Origin of the sequence: Nostoc sp. (assembly GCF_036919495.1) — a bacterium.
GTDB lineage: Bacteria > Cyanobacteriota > Cyanobacteriia > Cyanobacteriales > Nostocaceae > Nostoc.
Map to the genome: position 1 here is coordinate 1 of NZ_JBALBZ010000164.1, position 17,439 is coordinate 17,439.

Annotated in this window: 18 protein-coding genes; 3 read left to right on the top strand and 15 right to left on the bottom strand. The window is 43.1% G+C overall.

Going from position 1 to position 17,439, the window contains the following annotated elements; genetic code table 11:
• Positions 1-142: 142 nt before the first annotated feature.
• The 8 genes from rpsC to V7K25_RS23285 form a co-directional block, all read right to left on the bottom strand.
• A complete protein-coding gene (gene rpsC / locus V7K25_RS23250; RefSeq protein ID WP_335161006.1) occupies positions 143-925 on the bottom strand; it encodes a 30S ribosomal protein S3 in 783 nt (260 codons plus the stop codon).
• A gap of 53 nt (positions 926-978) precedes the next feature.
• Entirely contained in the window at positions 979-1,335 is a 357-nt protein-coding gene (gene rplV, locus V7K25_RS23255; protein ID WP_100903154.1) for a 50S ribosomal protein L22, read from the bottom strand.
• Positions 1,336-1,444: 109 nt separating this feature from the next.
• Complete coding sequence (rpsS, locus tag V7K25_RS23260; RefSeq protein WP_012410721.1) at positions 1,445-1,723, bottom strand: 30S ribosomal protein S19; 279 nt, start codon at positions 1,721-1,723, stop codon at positions 1,445-1,447.
• A gap of 99 nt (positions 1,724-1,822) precedes the next feature.
• Complete coding sequence (gene rplB / locus V7K25_RS23265) at positions 1,823-2,686, bottom strand: 50S ribosomal protein L2 (RefSeq protein WP_100901241.1); 864 nt, start codon at positions 2,684-2,686, stop codon at positions 1,823-1,825.
• A gap of 102 nt (positions 2,687-2,788) precedes the next feature.
• Positions 2,789-3,103, bottom strand: a complete 315-nt coding sequence (locus V7K25_RS23270; protein WP_094349089.1) for a 50S ribosomal protein L23 — start codon at positions 3,101-3,103, stop codon at positions 2,789-2,791.
• Positions 3,096-3,734 carry a 50S ribosomal protein L4 gene (gene rplD, locus V7K25_RS23275; protein ID WP_100903153.1) on the bottom strand — a complete coding sequence of 213 codons (639 nt, stop codon included), beginning with the start codon at positions 3,732-3,734 and terminating at the stop codon, positions 3,096-3,098. Before rplD ends, V7K25_RS23270 begins: the two co-directional genes overlap by 8 nt.
• A gap of 104 nt (positions 3,735-3,838) precedes the next feature.
• Positions 3,839-4,471, bottom strand: a complete 633-nt coding sequence (gene rplC, locus V7K25_RS23280; RefSeq protein ID WP_229450960.1) for a 50S ribosomal protein L3 — start codon at positions 4,469-4,471, stop codon at positions 3,839-3,841.
• Between the two features lie 72 nt (positions 4,472-4,543).
• Positions 4,544-4,717, bottom strand: coding sequence for a hypothetical protein (locus V7K25_RS23285; RefSeq protein WP_335161010.1), 174 nt, complete (start codon positions 4,715-4,717; stop codon positions 4,544-4,546).
• Between the two features lie 728 nt (positions 4,718-5,445).
• Here V7K25_RS23285 and V7K25_RS23290 point away from each other — a divergent pair.
• A complete protein-coding gene (locus V7K25_RS23290) occupies positions 5,446-5,922 on the top strand; it encodes an NAD(P)H-quinone oxidoreductase subunit N (RefSeq protein ID WP_335161012.1) in 477 nt (158 codons plus the stop codon).
• A 143-nt stretch (positions 5,923-6,065) separates the two neighbouring features.
• On the opposite strand, the gene V7K25_RS23295 is transcribed toward V7K25_RS23290, so the two are convergent.
• On the bottom strand, positions 6,066-6,893 hold the full coding sequence (locus V7K25_RS23295; protein ID WP_335161014.1) for an ABC transporter permease: 828 nt from the start codon (positions 6,891-6,893) through the stop codon (positions 6,066-6,068).
• Positions 6,894-7,452: 559 nt separating this feature from the next.
• Here V7K25_RS23295 and V7K25_RS23300 point away from each other — a divergent pair.
• On the top strand, positions 7,453-7,992 hold the full coding sequence (locus V7K25_RS23300) for a DUF3172 domain-containing protein (RefSeq protein ID WP_335161016.1): 540 nt from the start codon (positions 7,453-7,455) through the stop codon (positions 7,990-7,992).
• Between the two features lie 112 nt (positions 7,993-8,104).
• Here V7K25_RS23300 and V7K25_RS23305 read toward each other — a convergent pair whose 3' ends face one another.
• A complete protein-coding gene (locus V7K25_RS23305) occupies positions 8,105-8,869 on the bottom strand; it encodes a DeoR/GlpR family DNA-binding transcription regulator (protein WP_335161018.1) in 765 nt (254 codons plus the stop codon).
• Between the two features lie 307 nt (positions 8,870-9,176).
• Between V7K25_RS23305 and V7K25_RS23310 the strand changes: the two genes are divergently transcribed.
• Complete coding sequence (locus tag V7K25_RS23310) at positions 9,177-11,096, top strand: transketolase C-terminal domain-containing protein (RefSeq protein WP_335161076.1); 1,920 nt, start codon at positions 9,177-9,179, stop codon at positions 11,094-11,096.
• A gap of 184 nt (positions 11,097-11,280) precedes the next feature.
• Here V7K25_RS23310 and V7K25_RS23315 read toward each other — a convergent pair whose 3' ends face one another.
• The 5 genes from V7K25_RS23315 to V7K25_RS23335 form a co-directional block, all read right to left on the bottom strand.
• Positions 11,281-12,111, bottom strand: a complete 831-nt coding sequence (locus V7K25_RS23315) for an AMIN domain-containing protein (RefSeq protein ID WP_335161020.1) — start codon at positions 12,109-12,111, stop codon at positions 11,281-11,283.
• A gap of 106 nt (positions 12,112-12,217) precedes the next feature.
• Positions 12,218-12,700 (bottom strand): hypothetical protein, encoded by a 483-nt coding sequence (locus V7K25_RS23320; RefSeq protein WP_335161022.1) that lies wholly within the window; start codon positions 12,698-12,700, stop codon positions 12,218-12,220.
• A 5-nt stretch (positions 12,701-12,705) separates the two neighbouring features.
• Positions 12,706-14,916, bottom strand: a complete 2,211-nt coding sequence (locus V7K25_RS23325; RefSeq protein WP_335161024.1) for a cation:proton antiporter — start codon at positions 14,914-14,916, stop codon at positions 12,706-12,708.
• Positions 14,917-15,252: 336 nt separating this feature from the next.
• Complete coding sequence (locus tag V7K25_RS23330; RefSeq protein ID WP_335161026.1) at positions 15,253-16,542, bottom strand: cation:proton antiporter; 1,290 nt, start codon at positions 16,540-16,542, stop codon at positions 15,253-15,255.
• 384 nt (positions 16,543-16,926) lie between these two features.
• Positions 16,927-17,361 (bottom strand): hypothetical protein, encoded by a 435-nt coding sequence (locus V7K25_RS23335; protein ID WP_335161028.1) that lies wholly within the window; start codon positions 17,359-17,361, stop codon positions 16,927-16,929.
• Between the last annotated feature and the right edge of the window lie 78 nt (positions 17,362-17,439).

Genomic DNA, 17,439 nt, shown 5'->3' on the forward strand with positions numbered 1-17,439 from the left:
CCTCCATCCGTCCGCGCTGTTGTTTGCGGAATTTAGTTCTTCTAGGGCTTAACATGGTTTGTCACTTGTCATTTGTCATTTATCATTTGTCATTTATCATTTGTCATTTACTAATGACTAATGACTAATGACTAATGACGATTTATCCTTCATTTGAGCGGTCTTCAAATTGCTGGCGACGACGTTGTTGTTGACGACGACGGGGTTCACGATCGCGTTCGCGGGGATCGCGTTCGCGATCGCGGCTTGCTGGTGGTAGCGGATCTGGTTCCTGTCCAGGAATAATTTCTCCCTTAAACACCCATACTTTGATGCCCAGAATGCCGTAAACAGTCTTTGCCGTGCAATAAGAGTAGTCGATGTCAGCCCGTAACGTATGTAAAGGTACTCTACCTTCACGAGTCCACTCTGTCCGGGCAATTTCTGCACCGTTGAGTCGGCCGCTAACTTGGATTTTAATACCTTGGACACCAGCCCGTTGAGCACGCTGAATCGATTGCCGCACTACCCGCCGAAAGGAAACCCGGCGTTCTAATTGTTGAGCAATGTATTCGGCAATTAGGTAGGCATCAGCATCAACTCGTTGAACTTCAACTACGTTAATGCGAATTTGGCGATTACTACCTAACAATCCTTGGAGTCCGGTGCGTAAGGATTCAATACCTTGCCCACCACGACCCACTACTACACCTGGTCTAGCAGTGCGTACTTCTAAATCGATTTGGTCGGCTTTGCGCTCAATCCGCACCTCGGAAATCCCGGCGTTGTTTTGAGCCTGCCTACCCAGCTTTTGTTCTATATATTGACGAAGTTTGTAGTCTTCTTGCAAAAGTTCTGGATAACGATCAGGAACAGCAAACCAACGGGATTGATGCTCATGTGTAATACCCAGGCGAAAACCAACTGGATGAATCTTCTGTCCCACGAATGCTTCCTCTAAGATTTCTTACTTTACGTAATTTATTCGTGTAAGCGTGCTTATTTTTCTGGTGCGGCTCCAACAGCCACAGTAATATGACACGTTGGTTTGCGAATTTGGTAAGCTCGACCTTGCGCTCTTGGTTGGAACCGCTTTAGCGATGGCCCTTGATCGGCATAAGCCTGAGTAATCACTAGTTGAGTCCGATCTAACCCAGCGTTGTGTTCGGCATTTGCAGCAGCGCTTCTAAGAACCTTCAATATGGGTTCAGTGGCGCGATAGGGCATGAATTCTAGGATGATTAATGCTTCACGGTACGATCGCCCACGAATTTGATCGAGTACGCGACGCACTTTATAGGCCGAGATGCGGATAAAACGAGCGATCGCTTTTACTTCAGTAGTATTAGTAGCCATAATTTTCTCCAATTTTCTCCTTCGTCCTTTATCTTTTGTCCTTATATCATTTGTCGAAAGTTAATAACTAATGACCAATGACTAATGACAAATGACCAATGACTAATAACTACCTACCTGCTTTTTTGTCGCTTTTTCCATGACCTCTGTAGGTGCGTGTCGGGGCAAATTCACCCAACTTGTGACCTACCATCTGTTCATTTACAAAAACTGGAACGTGTTGGCGTCCGTTATGAACAGCTATAGTATGACCTACCATTAGAGGCAAAATTGTCGAAGCTCTTGACCAAGTTTTAATAACTTCTTTTCTGTTGTTGTCGTTGAGCTTTTCAATTTTCTTTAGAAGATGATCCGCAACGAAAGGACCTTTTTTTAGAGAACGACCCATAGTTCAATTTTGGATTTAGGATTTAGGAATTATGAGTGAGGAGTGAGGAATTAGGAGTTAGATTTTACTCTCAACTTATAACTCTTAACTCCTAACTCTTTAAGACTCACGACCACCGCGACCGCGTTTGGAAGACTTACGGCGACGACGGATAATCAATTTGCTGCTAAGTTTCTTGCGATTGCGTGTCTTCGCGCCCAATGTGGGTTTACCCCAAGGTGTAACAGGCCCTGATCTACCGATAGGTGCCCTACCCTCACCACCACCATGTGGGTGATCCACTGGGTTCATGACGCTACCTCTAACCTTAGGACGGCGGCCTTTCCAACGATTTCGTCCTGCTTTACCTGCACTCAGGTTTCTTGCATCGGTGTTGCCTACTTGCCCAATGGTGGCGTAGCATTCGCGCCGAATCAAGCGGACTTCTCCTGAAGGCAACTTGAGAGTTACATAATTACCTTCTTTTGCCACAACTTGAGCGCTAGCACCAGCAGCACGCACAATTTGACCACCTTTACCAGGAGTCAATTCTACGTTGTGAACACCAGTACCCAAGGGAATCCTTGAGAGAGGTAAAGCATTCCCATCTTCAAAGGGAGCTTCAGGCCCAGAAATAATTATTGTTCCAACTTTCAATCCATTGGGATGGAGAATATACCGTTTTTCGCCATCTTGGTAATACAAAAGGGCAATTCGGGCATTGCGGTTAGGATCGTATTCAACTGCTGCGACTTTGGCAGGAATATTATGTTTATCCCTTTTAAAATCGATGATCCGGTAAAGTTGTTTGTGTCCGCCACCCCGGCGACGACTAGTAATCCGCCCAGTATTATTCCGACCTTTGGCGCGATGCTTCGAGGTAGTTAGGGATTTTTCTGGCTCGGTTTTTGTGATTTCCGCAAAGTCAGAAACTGTAACTTGGCGGGTGCTGGGGGTATAAGGGCGATAAGAACGAGTACCCATATTTTTAAGTGCTGAGTGCTGATAGCGTTAGCGGGGCGTTTAGCCCGTGCTGAGTGCTGAGTTTTGAGTTCAGTAACTCTTAACTCCTAACTCACAACTTTTTTAGACTTCTGGGAATAGAACTTGTCTAATCTTGTCTTCATCCCCAGGTGCGACGGTAACAATGGCTCGCTTATATTGGGGCTTATAACCAATAAATTTACCAACGCGCCGCTTTTTACGCGGTGGTAAGATGGTGTTGACTTTTACAACCTTGACCTGAAACAAGTCTTCGATCGCAGCCTTGATTTCTGGCTTAGATGCTTTTGGAATTACTTCAAAGGTGTACTTATTTTGCTCCATTAGGATGGTCGCTTTTTCGGTGACGATTGGGCGACGCACTAAGTCGGCAAGATCGCGGGGGTCAAAGCTAGGCACTGTAGACCTCCTGAATTTTTTCTAGGGCTGATGCCGTAACTACAATCTTGTCAGCGTGCAGTAAATCAAAAACATTTAGCTGGTCGGCTGCAATTAGTTTTAAATTTTCAATGTTGCGGGCTGACAAATAAACGTTATCTGTATCCGCAATTTCAGACAAAATTAACAGTGACTTGCTTTCTGGTACTACTCCCCAACGGGCAAGCGCTGCCACTAATTCTTTAGTCTTCGGGCGAGATAGCTCGGTGCTAAATTCTTCTACTACGATCAAATCCTCAATGCGGCTGACAAATGCTGTCCGCAGTGCTAAACGTCGCTCTTTGCGGTTCAGCTTGAGGTTGAAGTCTCTGGGCTTTGGCCCAAAGATTACACCACCACCACGCCACAATGGTGAACGAATAGACCCTGCACGAGCGCGACCAGTACCTTTTTGTCGCCAAGGTTTACGGCCACCGCCTCTGACTTCTGAACGAGTTTTTGTACTGGCATTTCCTTGGCGAGCATTAGTCAATTGCCGTACTAAGGCGCGATGCACAATATGAGACGCTGTTTCTTCCTTGGCAACGCGCAACTCGAAGGTCGTCTCGCCGACCTGTTCTCCTTGCCAATTTTTAACTACGCTTTCAACCATCTTTGTTATTTGTCCTTTGTCATTTGCCATCTGTCATTTGTCTTTATGCCATTTGTCTTTAGCCAATGACTAATGACTAATGACGTTTGACTAATGACTTTTGACTATCCCACTGTTTTTGCAGGCACAATACTTACTAAAGCGCCCGGTTTACCAGGAATTGCTCCCTTAATAAGCAATAAGTTGCGTTCTGTATCAACTCGCACTATCGTCAGTTTACGAATTGTGATCCGTTTGCCACCTAAACGCCCTGCCATCCGCTTACCTGGATAGACACGACCTGGTGTTGTACCAGCACCAATAGAACCCGGCGCTCTGTGGTTTTTGGAACCGTGGGACATGGGCCCCCGACCAAAGTTGTTGCGCTTCTGGTTACCCGCAAAACCGCGACCGATGCTTGTGCCGACTACATCGACAATCTGACCTGCACTAAAAATATCTGCTTTAATCTCTTGACCTAAAGCATAATCACCAGAACTTTCTGTGTGATATTCATTTAGGTGACGCAATGCTGGGGCAGATGATTTAGCCAAATGACCCAGTAGTGGTCTGTTCAGTGCCTTTGGTTTAACTTCGCCATAACCAACTTGAATGGCAAAGTAACCGTCGGTTTGTTTCGTTTTAACTTGTGTAACGGTGCATGGACCTGCTTGAATGACAGTCACAGGAATGGCTACTCCTGCTTCGTCAAATATTTGGGTCATGCCCAGCTTGGTGCCGAGAATACCTACAGACACAGTAACTGGTTCTCCTTTCTACTTGCTGACCTTGGAATTGGACTCTAGAGGACACGCTTTGTACGCATCAGTTTAGGCTGGTTTAGCCTGCGAAATTTGGAATGGTTTAAATAAACCGCTCCAAATGCTTTCGGACACAACAAACCGTGTCCGTACTGCTTGGTGAATCTGTTTAGCTTCACTCACTAGATCACCAGAACAGCCACAAGTACCTTCCCATTGGGAAGGAGTAACTTCTGGAATCAATGCAAGGCGCTACAGCTTTCTTTAAGCTGTGTGCAGCAATGCTTTCTTCCAAGCAATTGCTCTGGCACTTTCTGGAGGCAGCGCTGTCGGCGGGTTTCCCGATTTTTAGACGCCCATAAGAATAAGACGGCTTCCCGGAGATTGGCTACTGCCGTGTTGCAGTTGGACTTAAGCGGTTTTTACCACCCAGTATCCGTTAACTGAGACTGACGTAATGCCATGAAACCAACATTGCTGCTCAGTTTTCACTTCCTTAAACACCTTAAACTATTGTTTAAGATTTTGCCTGCTTTTTCAGAGGCACAGGAGTAAATCGTACTCTGGAGCTTTGGATTGGCTTTAATTCTTCGTCCATAAGCTCCAATGTTGACCTGAAAGCTTTCTTAGTTTACCAGTCTATGATCAATCTGAGTTAGATTATCCAATTTGGATTGAGTCATCAGCTTTTGATGCTAACACTATCTCAAAATGACAGTAATAAGGGAGTCTAATTTGCGTCTTTGGTCACAATCTAATAATATAAATTATTTATTTATGTTTGTCTAGTAATTTATAGAGTTATTTTTGGGAAGTGGGGAAGAAGCAGCAAAGCAGGGGCAGGGTGCAAGGGAGAGAATAAAAAATTACCTGTTTGCGCTCTGCATCTTCTTGATGCCCAAAAAAATGCTTTTAATCTATCGGTTCAGGGTAAATAATAGAGATATCTAAGTGGGATAAGACGAAAATCTATGGCACTAATTACCACTGGCAACGGTTTAATGCGCGATCTGGAAAAATTTGGCGCTCTTGGCGTGTATGTACCTCTGGAAGGAGGTTATGAAGGTCGATATCAGCGCCGACTACGCGCAGCTGGCTATACCACCCTCCACATTACCGCTAAGGGACTGGGTGACGTAGCTGCGTATCTCACAAGAATTCATGGAGTCAGACCTCCTCATCTTGGTAAAAAAAGTACTGGTAGTGGTGCGGCAGTAGGTCATGTGTACTACTTACCACCAATTATCAATTCTCATCTAGAACAGCTACCACCAAAATCTAAGGGGCTAGTCTTGTGGATTATTGAAGGGCATATCCTTTCCAATGAGGAACTTGAGTATTTAACGAATTTGCCTCAATTAGAACCACGAGTAAGGGTAGTAATTGAGAGAGGTGGCGATCGCGCCTTCCGTTGGACTTCTCTAGAAAAAACTCTGTTGGCTAGTTAGTCCTTTGTCATTTGTCATTAGTCATTTGCTCATGACTAATGACTCAATTCAATCAGTATTTCAATAATGCTGACTCGAAAACCACAAGATGCAAAAGTTAAAGCACAGATTGTCATAAAGGCTTTAACTAATTACGAATTATTTTAATCTTGTTGGTGAGCGAATCTATAACCACCCCACAAAGAAAGAGCGATCGCTATTACTAGCAAAATCGGTATACTGTACCAAGGAAACTGAGACAAGGGTAAATGAGCAGCTGCACGTAGTCCGATGCTGGCATAGGTGAGTGGTAACAGGTAAACTACGACTTTAAGGGCTACTGGTAATGTACTAGGGTCAAAGAAGGTCGCTCCTAAGAATGACATGGGGATAATTATAAAGTTGTTGTAGAGTCCAACTGATTCGAGCGATCGCACACTCAAACCCACAATTACCCCTAACCCAGCAAATACCGAACAATTCAGCACTACCAATAATAGAAATAGTGGATTGAGAAAATTCCAGTTTCCAGTCAACAGCACCGCTACTAAAATCACCGAAGCCGATGTCATCAACCCTCGTACTACTCCCGCCAGCATTTTTCCGATGTACAAGGCTAAGGGATGTATAGGAGTTAACAACAATTCCTCGAAGGTTTTGGTAAATAGTCTGTCCCCACAAATCGAAAATGTCGTTCCAGCAAAGCTAACCGTCATTGACGATAGCGCCACCATCCCCGGTAATATGAATTCCAGATAGTTGTTATAGTTACCACTAATTCCTGAGCCTGGTTTGATGGAACTACCCAAACCCAAGCCAAAAGCTAAAATATATATCAGTGGGGATATTAAGCCTGATGCAGCAACTTGTACAATTCTGACACGTAAATCTAACCAATCTCCCCAAAAAATAGTCAGACTATCAGCTAGAAGGATTTGAAGTTGCGAAGTTTTGAACTTCTTGCTTGAGAATAACGCTCTTTGAGATGCCACTTGCTTCAATTAGTTATTAAAACTTTATTAAATTTTAATTTACATCGTTTAACATATCAATTACTAGGGGTAACAAAAATATCTCATACGAATACGAAAAATTCGTCTGGGAAAGTTATCAGTACAGGTTTACTTCACTCAGACTTTTCGCAAAATTACAAACACAAAGCTAGCTAATTCAAGCATTCTCACTGCATAATTTGTGCAAATTGAATCAAGACTATCTGATAGATATTAAAAATATGCTATGATTGGTTAATAAAATATAGAAATTAAAAATTTAGTTGCTCTATGATTTGCATGTGAAGCAGCACAAAGGTAATAAAAATTCCTTAATCAGCAAATAAATAAAAAGATTCACCAATTCTTCAAGATGGAAACAATAGCCAACAAGGTTGAGATTCTATCCAGATATCTAGATAAGTTCCTATTTTTATCATTTAAGAAGAATACTGTCCAAGACCTCGCAGACAATTACAGTTAAGAATAGGCATACTGAAAGAGGGAGAAAACTTTAGACCACTCCCTGCCAAATCGGCGTGAAGGTGATTAAGCAACAATGAGACGTAAACCTACTGGTAAATCGGCTACTACTTCTAAACCCTCTATTTTCCAATCCCCAATTTTTAACCTCTTCACCATCGCAATTATGGGAGGGGTGTTGATTTTAGGAATTGGGATTGGCATTGCTTTTAGTTCTACAACCACGTTAGCCCCATCAAATGTGGCTTCTCGTGAATTCATTGATTTGAAAGCACCTAACCCTGAGATTTGTGTGCAGTACGGAGCCAGCGCGATGGTGATGGACGCCAGACTGTTCGTCACTCTCAACCCCTTCAATGTCTATGTTGCCCAGCCGAGTATGCGTCCTGGATGCGTAATCCGACAAAATAACTGGGCGCTTTTAGAGCAACGTAAGCTAGTGACATCTGAGCAGGTAAATGAGTGCAAAAATCGCCTGAACACCTTTGGCTTTACAGGTAATTTGGACAGTGATAAACCTGATATTAGATGTATATATCAGAATGAAGCTGCTCAAAACTTCTTTACGGCTCAACCCGGAGCAGTTGGAACACCTCAAGAAACGGACAGATTTTAGATTTGGGCATTGGGGTTAGTTAGGGAAGACGTGACAGGTGACAGGGAATAATCTGTACCCTATTCCCCTGTTCAATCCCCAGTCTCTAGCGATCGCATCTGCCTTGATCAGATCATTCGTACTCATCACGTATAATGGTCAAACCTAAAGCTTTGTAGGCACTCAGCATATTATTAGATACTGTAGGTGCAGTTACTAGGTAAGTTAGGGCACGAATAGACTCCACTAGATAAGGAGCAGCTGTGTCTAATTTTTCTGCTGTCACTAATCCTACTACCTCTGCCGATCCAGCAATCATGGCTCGTTTGACGTGGGCTTCGTCTAGGTTAGGTACACTAATCCCAACTTCTGGATGCAAACTGCAAACTCCCAACATGCACAAATCTGCACGAATCATCCGTAATGTCTCAATCGTGACAGTACCCACGTTCACCAAGGCTTTTTTGTAAAGTTGTCCACCTAACATCACAACCTCTATATGGGGATGTTCTGCTAAAGCAACGGCGATTGGCGGACTATTTGTGATCACTGTTGCGTGCAAATCTAGGGGCAAATGACGGCTTACTTGGAGAGTTGTTGTACCTCCGTCTAAAATCACCACCTGTCCTGTACAAACTAATTTTGCTGCTGTCCGAGCGATCGCTTCCTTTTCTTTTGGCGCTTGCTTTTGGCGGTCGGCATAACTAGCGGTGGCTGGGGATTTAAGGAGCGCTCCCCCATGAACGCGTTGCAATAGTCCAGTTTCTGCCAGTTCTCGCAAATCCCGGCGAATCGTATCCTCAGAAACTTTGAGAACAGCACTAAGTTCTGTCGAAAGTACCTTTTTATCACGACGCAGTATTTCTAAGATGAATTGTCGTCGTTCAGCAGTTAGCATAATTAATTTTCCTGAAATTGCGTTTTTGGACTTGAAATTGCATGTTTGTGAGTTTATACTTATTGATATGCAAGTCTTTGTACGGTAATCCGTAACTTCAATTGAATTCAAGTACATTCATGCACAATTGAATGTATTAATTTTGGCATTTGATGAAATCACACAGTTCCACAATGGTTCTGAGTGGTTGGCTTGAGCTTGGATAATTGTTGCCCAATGGGGGTTTTAACAATTTTTTTGTAGTGCGATCGCACGTCTTGTCTGTTCAAATTGTTTTTTATTCAATCAATAAACCATGACTATTACCATGACTATTATTAATACCCAATTTCCAATCGATCTCGGTGCTTACAAACCTTTAGCGCTCAATCCAGCAAATTCGAGCCTCACAGATGAACAGCGAAAAACTCTAAAAGCGAATATTCAACTCTGCCGAGATGCGATCGTCTTTTTTACAGCGACTGGCGCTGCTAGCGGAGTCGGCGGTCATACTGGCGGCCCATACGATACAGTGCCAGAGGTAATGATTCTCGATGCCTTTTTTCGGGGAGCATCGGAGCAATTTGTACCGATTTTCTTTGATGAGGCAGGACATCGAGTCGCCACCCAATATCTGATGGCAACATTACATGGTGATTTACCTGCCGAGCAACTTTTACGTTATCGGCAAGCACATTCCAATTTACCGGGACACCCCGAACTAAAACTAACTCCTGGTGTGAAATTTAGTTCTGGGCGCTTGGGCCATATTTGGCCTTACATCAATGGTGTGGCAATGGCGAATCCAGGCAAGGCTGTTTTCTGTCTCGGTTCTGATGGTTCGCAGCAAGAAGGCAATGATGCCGAAGCTGCTCGCTTGGCTGTTGCTCAACATCTCAACGTTAAGCTGCTTATTGATGACAATGATGTAACGATCGCTGGACATCCTTCTAAATATTTACCTGGTTTCAGTGTTGCCAAAACTTTAGAAGGCCACGGTTTAAAAGTACTTCAAGGAGACGGGGAAGACTTAGACGATTTATACCGTCGCATTTGCGAAGCTGTGAATACTCCCGGAGCGATCGCTCTGATTAATAAACGCCCAATGTGTCCTGGTATTGAAGGCTTAGAAGGTTCCATTCATGGTCATGATGTAATTTCTGTAGATTTAGCAGTTAAGTATCTAGAATCTCGCGGACAAACTGCGGCTATCGAATACCTTAAAAATATTGAGAAACCTAAACAAACATATACGTTTCTGGGTTCCAGTGACAAATGGGGCGCTAACCGTAGTGTATTTGGTGAAGCCGTGGTGGGTGTCCTCAGTCGCATGAGTGAGACGGAGCGTAAAGAAAAAGTCATGGTCATTGATAGCGATCTAGAAGGCTCCTGCGGTTTGAAGAAAATTCATGAAACATACCCAGAAATATTTATTTCCTCCGGGATTATGGAACGCAGCAACTTCTCTGCTGCGGCTGGATTCGGGATGGACAAGGGCAAGCAAGGTATTTTTGCGACCTTCAGCGCCTTCTTAGAAATGTGTATCTCAGAAATCACAATGGCACGGCTGAACTATTCCAATGTTCTATGTCATTTTTCCCACGCGGGTATAGATGACATGGCAGATAACAGCTGCCACTTTGGTTTGAACAATATGTTTGCCGACAATGGCTTGGATGATGGCTACCCAACACAGTTGTACTTCCCGGCAGATAATAATCAAATGACAGCTTGTGTAGAAGCTGTGTTCTTTGAGCCTGGACTGCGGTTTATTTTCTCCACCCGTTCCAAAGTGCCCAACATTAGGGACAGCAACGGCAATGACTTCTTTGGCAATGGCTACAAATTTGTTCCTGGTAAAGATGAGGTTATACGAGAGGGAACGCAAGGTTACATTATCAGTTTTGGTGATGCTCTCTACCGTACCGTTGATGCTGTAGAGCGTCTTAAGCAAGAAGGGTTAGACGTTGGTTTGATTAACAAAACAACTTTAAACACCATTGATGAAGAAATGATTACCAAAGTTGGTAATGCTCCTTTTGTCCTTGTAGTAGAACCTTTCAACCGTCGCACTGGCTTAGGCAGCCGTTTTGGTTCCTGGTTGCTAGAGCGGGGGTTGACTCCCAAATATGCCCATCTTGGAACTTATAAAGAAGGTTGCGGCGGTTTGTGGGAACAGTACCCATATCAAGGTATCGATCCAGTCGGCATCATCAACAAGGTGAAAGAGTTAGTTGGAGGAAGGTAATCTATAGGACTTACGTAAAAATCGCCCAAAAGCTTAATTTATCGAACCGCCTTCTCTGCGAGAGGCGAACGCCAACGCGTAGCGTCTCGTAGAGAAGAATTCGTAGAGTGTGCGTAAGTCCTAATATACATGGCGCATAAAAGATGGGGCATTGGTTGGATTTCCAATGCCCAATTCCCAATTTTTATTTAGTTTTGGGTAAAGGTTGACCAAACTCAATGATTTGGGGATTGGGAGCATTGGGGATTGTTGGAACTGGAAATTCTGATATTCCCAAAGGAGGAATGTTATTTAAATTATTGGGTTGATTTGGAAAAGAAGGAGGGGGAAGAATCGAAGCAGGTTGTTGAGAGGATGTATTTGGATTTAAAGGAGGTACGGTGACGAAAGGCTGTCCTGAGTTAGTAGTAATTGTTGAGGGCAGTTGATTGGGTGGAGAGGGAACTGTCAGTAAGGGCAATTGTGGATTAGTAGTTATGGGTGGGTTACTAGGCGGCTTTTGGAGTGTTTGAGGTTGTTTCTTGGCTGAAGGCGCGGACTTTCCTGGTTTTACGGCAGTAGTTTTACCAGAAATAACCGGACGTAATACCCAGCGAGTGGGGTTTTTTCGAGAAACAGGTTGCAGTTGTATCTGTTTAGGATTTAAAACAGTCCCTGGTGCTAAATCTAGGACAATGCGTGTATCGTTTGCATTCAGTTGAGAAACGCGAATGCTTTTGATTGCTCCAGAATAATTTTGTTGTGTGGTAACTTTGCCCAACTTTGTATTCGGTAAATCTACAACAAGCCGAGACGGTTGGGCTAGGTAGAAATAACGGGGGGTTGTGCCTGCTGAAAGGGTGATTTCGAGTTGCTGTGTCTTGGAGGAAAAACGCCAATTTTCTAGCTTTGCCACTGGTGTCGCAGCAGTAGTGCAAGTTTCAAGCGCGATCGCTGCACAAAAGCCTAATAGACTGATGCTAAATAGCTGCTTGCGCCATTGGCAAAACTGCCTAGTCTTTAGTCCCTGATCCATTCTTTTTATCTGCTCCATAAAACCCATGCAATGCGCTCACATTGCTGTTTACTTCGCGCTTCCAATCCCGTAGACGCGATGAATCGCGTTTTTACCCACTCCCAATTCAATTAGCTTTTTGGGGCACAGCAGTAAATTTCAGAGGTTGGGGAATACCATTTACGGTTAATTGACCTGTCATATTACTTTTATCCACAAGTTGCATTTGAATTGTGACTGAGTTCAGAGGATCATTTTGGGGGCGAGGAATATTACAAAGGATTGATTTACCAACTTTTCCAGATAAATTTAACTGTTGATTTCGGAAGATGCCTGCCAGAGAGTGCTTTTCGTCAGTATCGGGGTTAGCGTTTGCCGGTAATACAGAGGCATTTAAGTAAATACCCGACTGCTGGATGTTTAACGTCAGGGTATCCGATTTTTCACAGTTAGGCAAATTCTCTGACAGGGTTAGACGATATCGACCGCTAATTGCAGGAGGAGCTTTAAGATTTGTTTCCCCGTAAGCACTGACAGTTTTAAACAACAGTAGCACTGAAATTATTGCTACTCCGTAAAAAGTTAAAGATTTGAAGTTGAAATGATTCATGAATTTCAACTCCTCAATGTTGGCTCTTGACTACTAACTTCAGGAAGCATAGAGGCAAGGTGAGCGGTGACTTGGCTGTAACGGCGGGTAATCAGCAGCGAGGAACGACATTGGATAGCTAGTTGATCTGTATATCTTCCCAAGGTTTGGCGCTCGATACCCCAAGCGCGGCTGGTACCAGCAATAGTTAGGTCAACACCTTCTGAGGCTTGAATGACGGCTTGGATTGGTTCTGGGGCTTCGAGAATTTTGATTTCAATGCGATCGCGTACACTGGGAGGCAATTGTTCCATCATCGTGTGCAGTTCATAACTCGATTCTTCCTTGGCATGATTTGCAACTATCTGTAATATCTGCAACATACAAGTCTCACGATTGATTAACAGTCTCAAAGCTAGTATTAGTGCTAAATCATCATGGATATTGGCTGAATAAGGTACCAATAAACTTTCTAATTGCTTTTTGCCTTTATCTACAAACACTGCTACATCCACCGGGGCAGTGGTAAGCATTTGTCCGACTCGTCCACCTAAACGATTACTACTAAAAGCTGGGCGATGCCAGCCCACGAGAATTAAATCAGCTTGTTCTGATGTGGCAATCTGTGCTGTTTCGCGGGCAACATTGCTGGATATGCGAACGATAGGATGCACACAAGAACGAGTTTCTGGGGGTTCGAGAGTATTGATCAATTCTTGTAGCTGCTGGCGGCGCTGGGCGATTAATCGGTCTGCTTCAACTGGGGTACTTTCAAAGGCATAATCTTCTTCAAATTCAATCAGGCTCAGAGGGTTAACAATGGCAGGATATCGATAATTGAGAGCAATACCTACGGCAGGCTGTGCCAAGGCTACTGCCAACTGTACTAAACCTTTTTGGGTACTTGGATTAGCCACTGGTACCAAAATTCGGAAAGGATGAGGGTAAGTTTCACTTCCAGCAGAGGTGTCTATACCTGTTTGTGCTTCCAACCCCGGTTCCATGACATCTAACCTGATCAGCTTTTTCGGATATGTCCATTCCAGCAGTGGCGAGGTCATGAATGTAGTTACCAATGCCATAATTACCAGCATGGTAAATATTAAGGGGGAAATTACCTTTAACTCTAGACCGATGTTTAGTACTATCAGTTCGGTTAAACCGCGAGTATTCATTAACCAACCAAGTGCTGAGGCTTCCCGTTTACTAATGCCACTCACACGGGCCGCTACATAAGTACCAACATATTTGCCTACGATCGCCACTCCTAAAACCAACGCACACAAAAGCCACAATTCTGGACGGTTGAGTAAACCAATCTGTGTCTTTAAGCCACTGTAGGCAAAAAATATAGGCAGCAAGAATATCAAAACAAAATCTTCGGTTTTTACTGCCAATTCCCGCACTAAATCTTCATTTTTGGGCATGGCTGCTCCCAGTAAAAATGCCCCAAAAATTAAATGAATACCAATTAGTTCGGTGATTAATGCCGACGCAACCACTGCCATATAAATCCCAGCTAGCAGCACTTGGCTGAGTCGTCCCGCACGAAGGTAGTGTTTAGCAAGGCGTTGGAGGAACCAACGTCCAGCTGTCAACATCAAACCGATGTAAACTATGCTGGCAATAATTGTGGGTATGGCACCTGCAAAGTCACCAGTTCGCGCAACTGCGATCGCAACAGCTAATAGACACCAAGCTGTTACATCATCCACTGCTGCACAAGTTAACGCCAACGTTCCTAAACGCGTTCCTTGTAAATTGTTTTCAGTAATGATTCGCGCCAACACTGGAAAGGCCGTAATCGACATCGCCGCCCCCAAAAATAAGGCGAAGGCAGTGAAGGATACACTTGCATCGGAAACTAGGGGATAAAGTAGCACCGCTAGCAATGTTCCTAAAGAAAACGGCACTAAAATGCTGACATGAGAAGTTAAAACAGCTACTTCTAATTGCCCACTGAGGTATTTTGGATTTAGTTCTAGCCCAATCAGAAACATGAAAAATATTAGTCCCACTTGAGACAAAACATTTAGAAAAGGAATAGTTTCTGGTGGAAACAAGGAAACTGCTACATCGGGAGCAACTAAACCAAATAAAGATGGGCCAAGCATAATTCCGGCGACAATCTCACCAATTACCAGAGGTTGCTTAATGGAACGGAATCCTAGCCCTACGAGCCGTGAAAGCCCAATAATAATCAGCACTTCAACCAGAACGAGAATAACTATATGCATGGTTTCCTCAAAATTAACTATCTGGTTTCCCTAAGATAATTCTTTAAAAGACTGGGAAATGTCAAGCTTGTTAGATACAGCGAAGGTTAATTTCTGCTTTGTTGTAATGTCAATTATTGTTACAATGCAGTTATAGCCGTGAAACATTAATTTTGATAATTTTAGGAGCCACATTTCTAAGAATATCCGAATTAACGATAACAAGAAAATTAGTTAATAGGCAGTCAGTTTGTAGTGGTGCTAAAACGCTACTACAAACTCCTTAGCGAGTATGACCAGAGTCAAAGCACAGAATTTTTCTCAATTACTAGATAATTAATCTAATATTTAAATTGCTTAAGCAGAATATTTTTCATAGCTTGTACCTTGCAACAGAAAGGCAATCAGTGGTGATGCCATGAGTGTAGTAATGACTGCCATAATAACCATGATAGTGAATAAAGTTGGGGTAATTATACCTTGCTCCAGACCAATATTAAGAATGATTAACTCCATCAAACCACGAGCATTCATCAGAGCGCCGATAGTTGCAGATTCACGCCAATTTTCTCCCGCCAATTTTGCAGCCAACATACAAGCAACACCTTTGCCAAGAATTGCGATCGTAATAATTAATAACGTAATTCCCCATAAAGTCGGTGTGTTTACCAATCCAATTTGAGTATTCAGTCCAGAGAAGACAAAAAATATCGGTAGCAAAAAAGAAGTAGTTAAAAACTCCGTATATTGGCGAATTTGTTGGGCGAATTCTCCCCGTGGTGTCACTGCTCCCAGCACAAAAGCACCAAATATTGCATAGATACCTGTGACATCGGTAAACCATGCACAAAACATCAAAATTATCAACATTAAAGTCAGAGTTTGTTTGTTCACACCTGCATCGCGTTTTGTCATGCGTGTGAAGGCTCTTAGTAGAGGTTGACCAAGAAAAATTGCAAATAGCACGTAGCAAATGCCGCCACCAATTGCTAATATGGCGATGCTGAGAGAATTTTTTACGCTAGCAAGCACGATCGCTAGCAAACACCAAGCAACTGCATCATCTACAGATGCTGCACCTAAAGCCAAAGTACCGAAGCGGGTTTGTGCAAGACCGCGTTCGTAAAGAATGCGAGCTAACATCGGAAAAGCCGTAATTGTCATCGACGCACCTAGATATAAAGCAGCTGACCAAGGCGTTACTTTTGGTTGAAAGAAATCGCCATTGTGATAAAACCAAAAAGATGCGATCGCTCCTAAAATAAAGGGAGTGATAATCCCGGCAGCAGATAGCAAACTTGCACTTTTAATATGATGTTTTAATAATTTGGTGTTGAACTCTAAACCAATTAAAAACATATAAATTATCAACCCAATCTGGCTAATAGCATATAAAATAGACATTGATGGGTTGGGTATCTTGAGTCCTACAGCAGTTATAATGGGAAGCTTAGGAAACAGCCATTGCTGAAAATCTGGTGCAATCAATCCTAAAAGAGATGGCCCTAACATTACGCCTGCAATCATTTCGCAAACAACATCGCTTTGACCAAGATAGCGGCGTCCTAAAATCGTGACGACGCGACATGTGACTAGAATAACTGTGAGTTGTAAAAATAGCTGAATAACCAGATCAAAATTTGACATTACACTTCCTTAATTTGCGTCTCTGCATTGAATAATCTCCCCAAACTGTAAAGCTTATCCTATGTTTCTCATAGATAACTACATCAGCACAAGCACCAATTTTGGAAACATAAGATAGCTGTTTTCATTTGATGAGATAGGGCAGTTGCTAGAACTACCATATTGTTCATAAAAATGCATACAACTGTACGTCAATACAACATATTGCATCTAAGCTGAAACCGCCATCTGTGAGTTAATTTTTATAAACCGATGTATTAGCCTAACAAGCCGATGCATTGGCGTAACACCTCAAGAGGCTTGTGTCTAGACCATAAACCAATACGCTTATTTGAATTTTTCCCCCTTCTCGCTAGGGGGTTAGGGCTATTTGCGGACACGATATTACAACCATTCCCCACCCCGGAAACGCCAACGGGGAAAGATAATTCGCATCAGGCTTTGTGAACTAATAAAAACTGCTAGCCACACGACGGCATAGTGCAAGAAAAAAACTGCTAACGGGAGTTCTTGTTTAGGTAAAGGTATTGGTAAGAAGCCAAACAGTTTTACTCCACAGAACACAAATATTAATTCCCATATACCAGCTAAGAGTTGATAAACTGCGGGCCAATCCCTATCCCATCGGAATTTTTGGAGATAATTATAAAGCACATCCCAACCTAAGCCAAAGACGGCGATATAACCAAGTATCCAAAAATAAACCGAGTTAGCATTAGAACCAATCCAACCCATTACAAAAGGCAAAGACACAAGTACACCCACCGTTGCAAGTAATAATAATCGAGTTTGCCAACGACCAAATAAAGTTGGTGTCATAGGAATACTGAGTAAAAAATAGGGAAAAGATGGATTTAAAAATTCAGCACTCTTGTAGTGCTTTTTGCAACGGCGGGA

Bases quoted from the DNA above. Each gene is read 5' to 3' on its own strand.
- rplV (WP_100903154.1), bottom strand. From the start codon at position 1,335: ATGGCTACTAATACTACTGAAGTAAAAGCGATCGCTCGTTTTATCCGC.
- rpsS (WP_012410721.1), bottom strand. From the start codon at position 1,723: ATGGGTCGTTCTCTAAAAAAAGGTCCTTTCGTTGCGGATCATCTTCTA.
- rplB (WP_100901241.1), bottom strand. From the start codon at position 2,686: ATGGGTACTCGTTCTTATCGCCCTTATACCCCCAGCACCCGCCAAGTT.
- rplD (WP_100903153.1), bottom strand. From the start codon at position 3,734: ATGGTTGAAAGCGTAGTTAAAAATTGGCAAGGAGAACAGGTCGGCGAG.
- V7K25_RS23290 (WP_335161012.1), top strand. From the start codon at position 5,446: ATGGCACTAATTACCACTGGCAACGGTTTAATGCGCGATCTGGAAAAA.
- V7K25_RS23300 (WP_335161016.1), top strand. From the start codon at position 7,453: ATGAGACGTAAACCTACTGGTAAATCGGCTACTACTTCTAAACCCTCT.
- V7K25_RS23305 (WP_335161018.1), bottom strand. From the start codon at position 8,869: ATGCTAACTGCTGAACGACGACAATTCATCTTAGAAATACTGCGTCGT.
- V7K25_RS23310 (WP_335161076.1), top strand. From the start codon at position 9,177: ATGACTATTATTAATACCCAATTTCCAATCGATCTCGGTGCTTACAAA.
- V7K25_RS23315 (WP_335161020.1), bottom strand. From the start codon at position 12,111: ATGGATCAGGGACTAAAGACTAGGCAGTTTTGCCAATGGCGCAAGCAG.
- V7K25_RS23320 (WP_335161022.1), bottom strand. From the start codon at position 12,700: ATGAATCATTTCAACTTCAAATCTTTAACTTTTTACGGAGTAGCAATA.
- V7K25_RS23325 (WP_335161024.1), bottom strand. From the start codon at position 14,916: ATGCATATAGTTATTCTCGTTCTGGTTGAAGTGCTGATTATTATTGGG.
- V7K25_RS23330 (WP_335161026.1), bottom strand. From the start codon at position 16,542: ATGTCAAATTTTGATCTGGTTATTCAGCTATTTTTACAACTCACAGTT.
- V7K25_RS23335 (WP_335161028.1), bottom strand. From the start codon at position 17,361: ATGACACCAACTTTATTTGGTCGTTGGCAAACTCGATTATTATTACTT.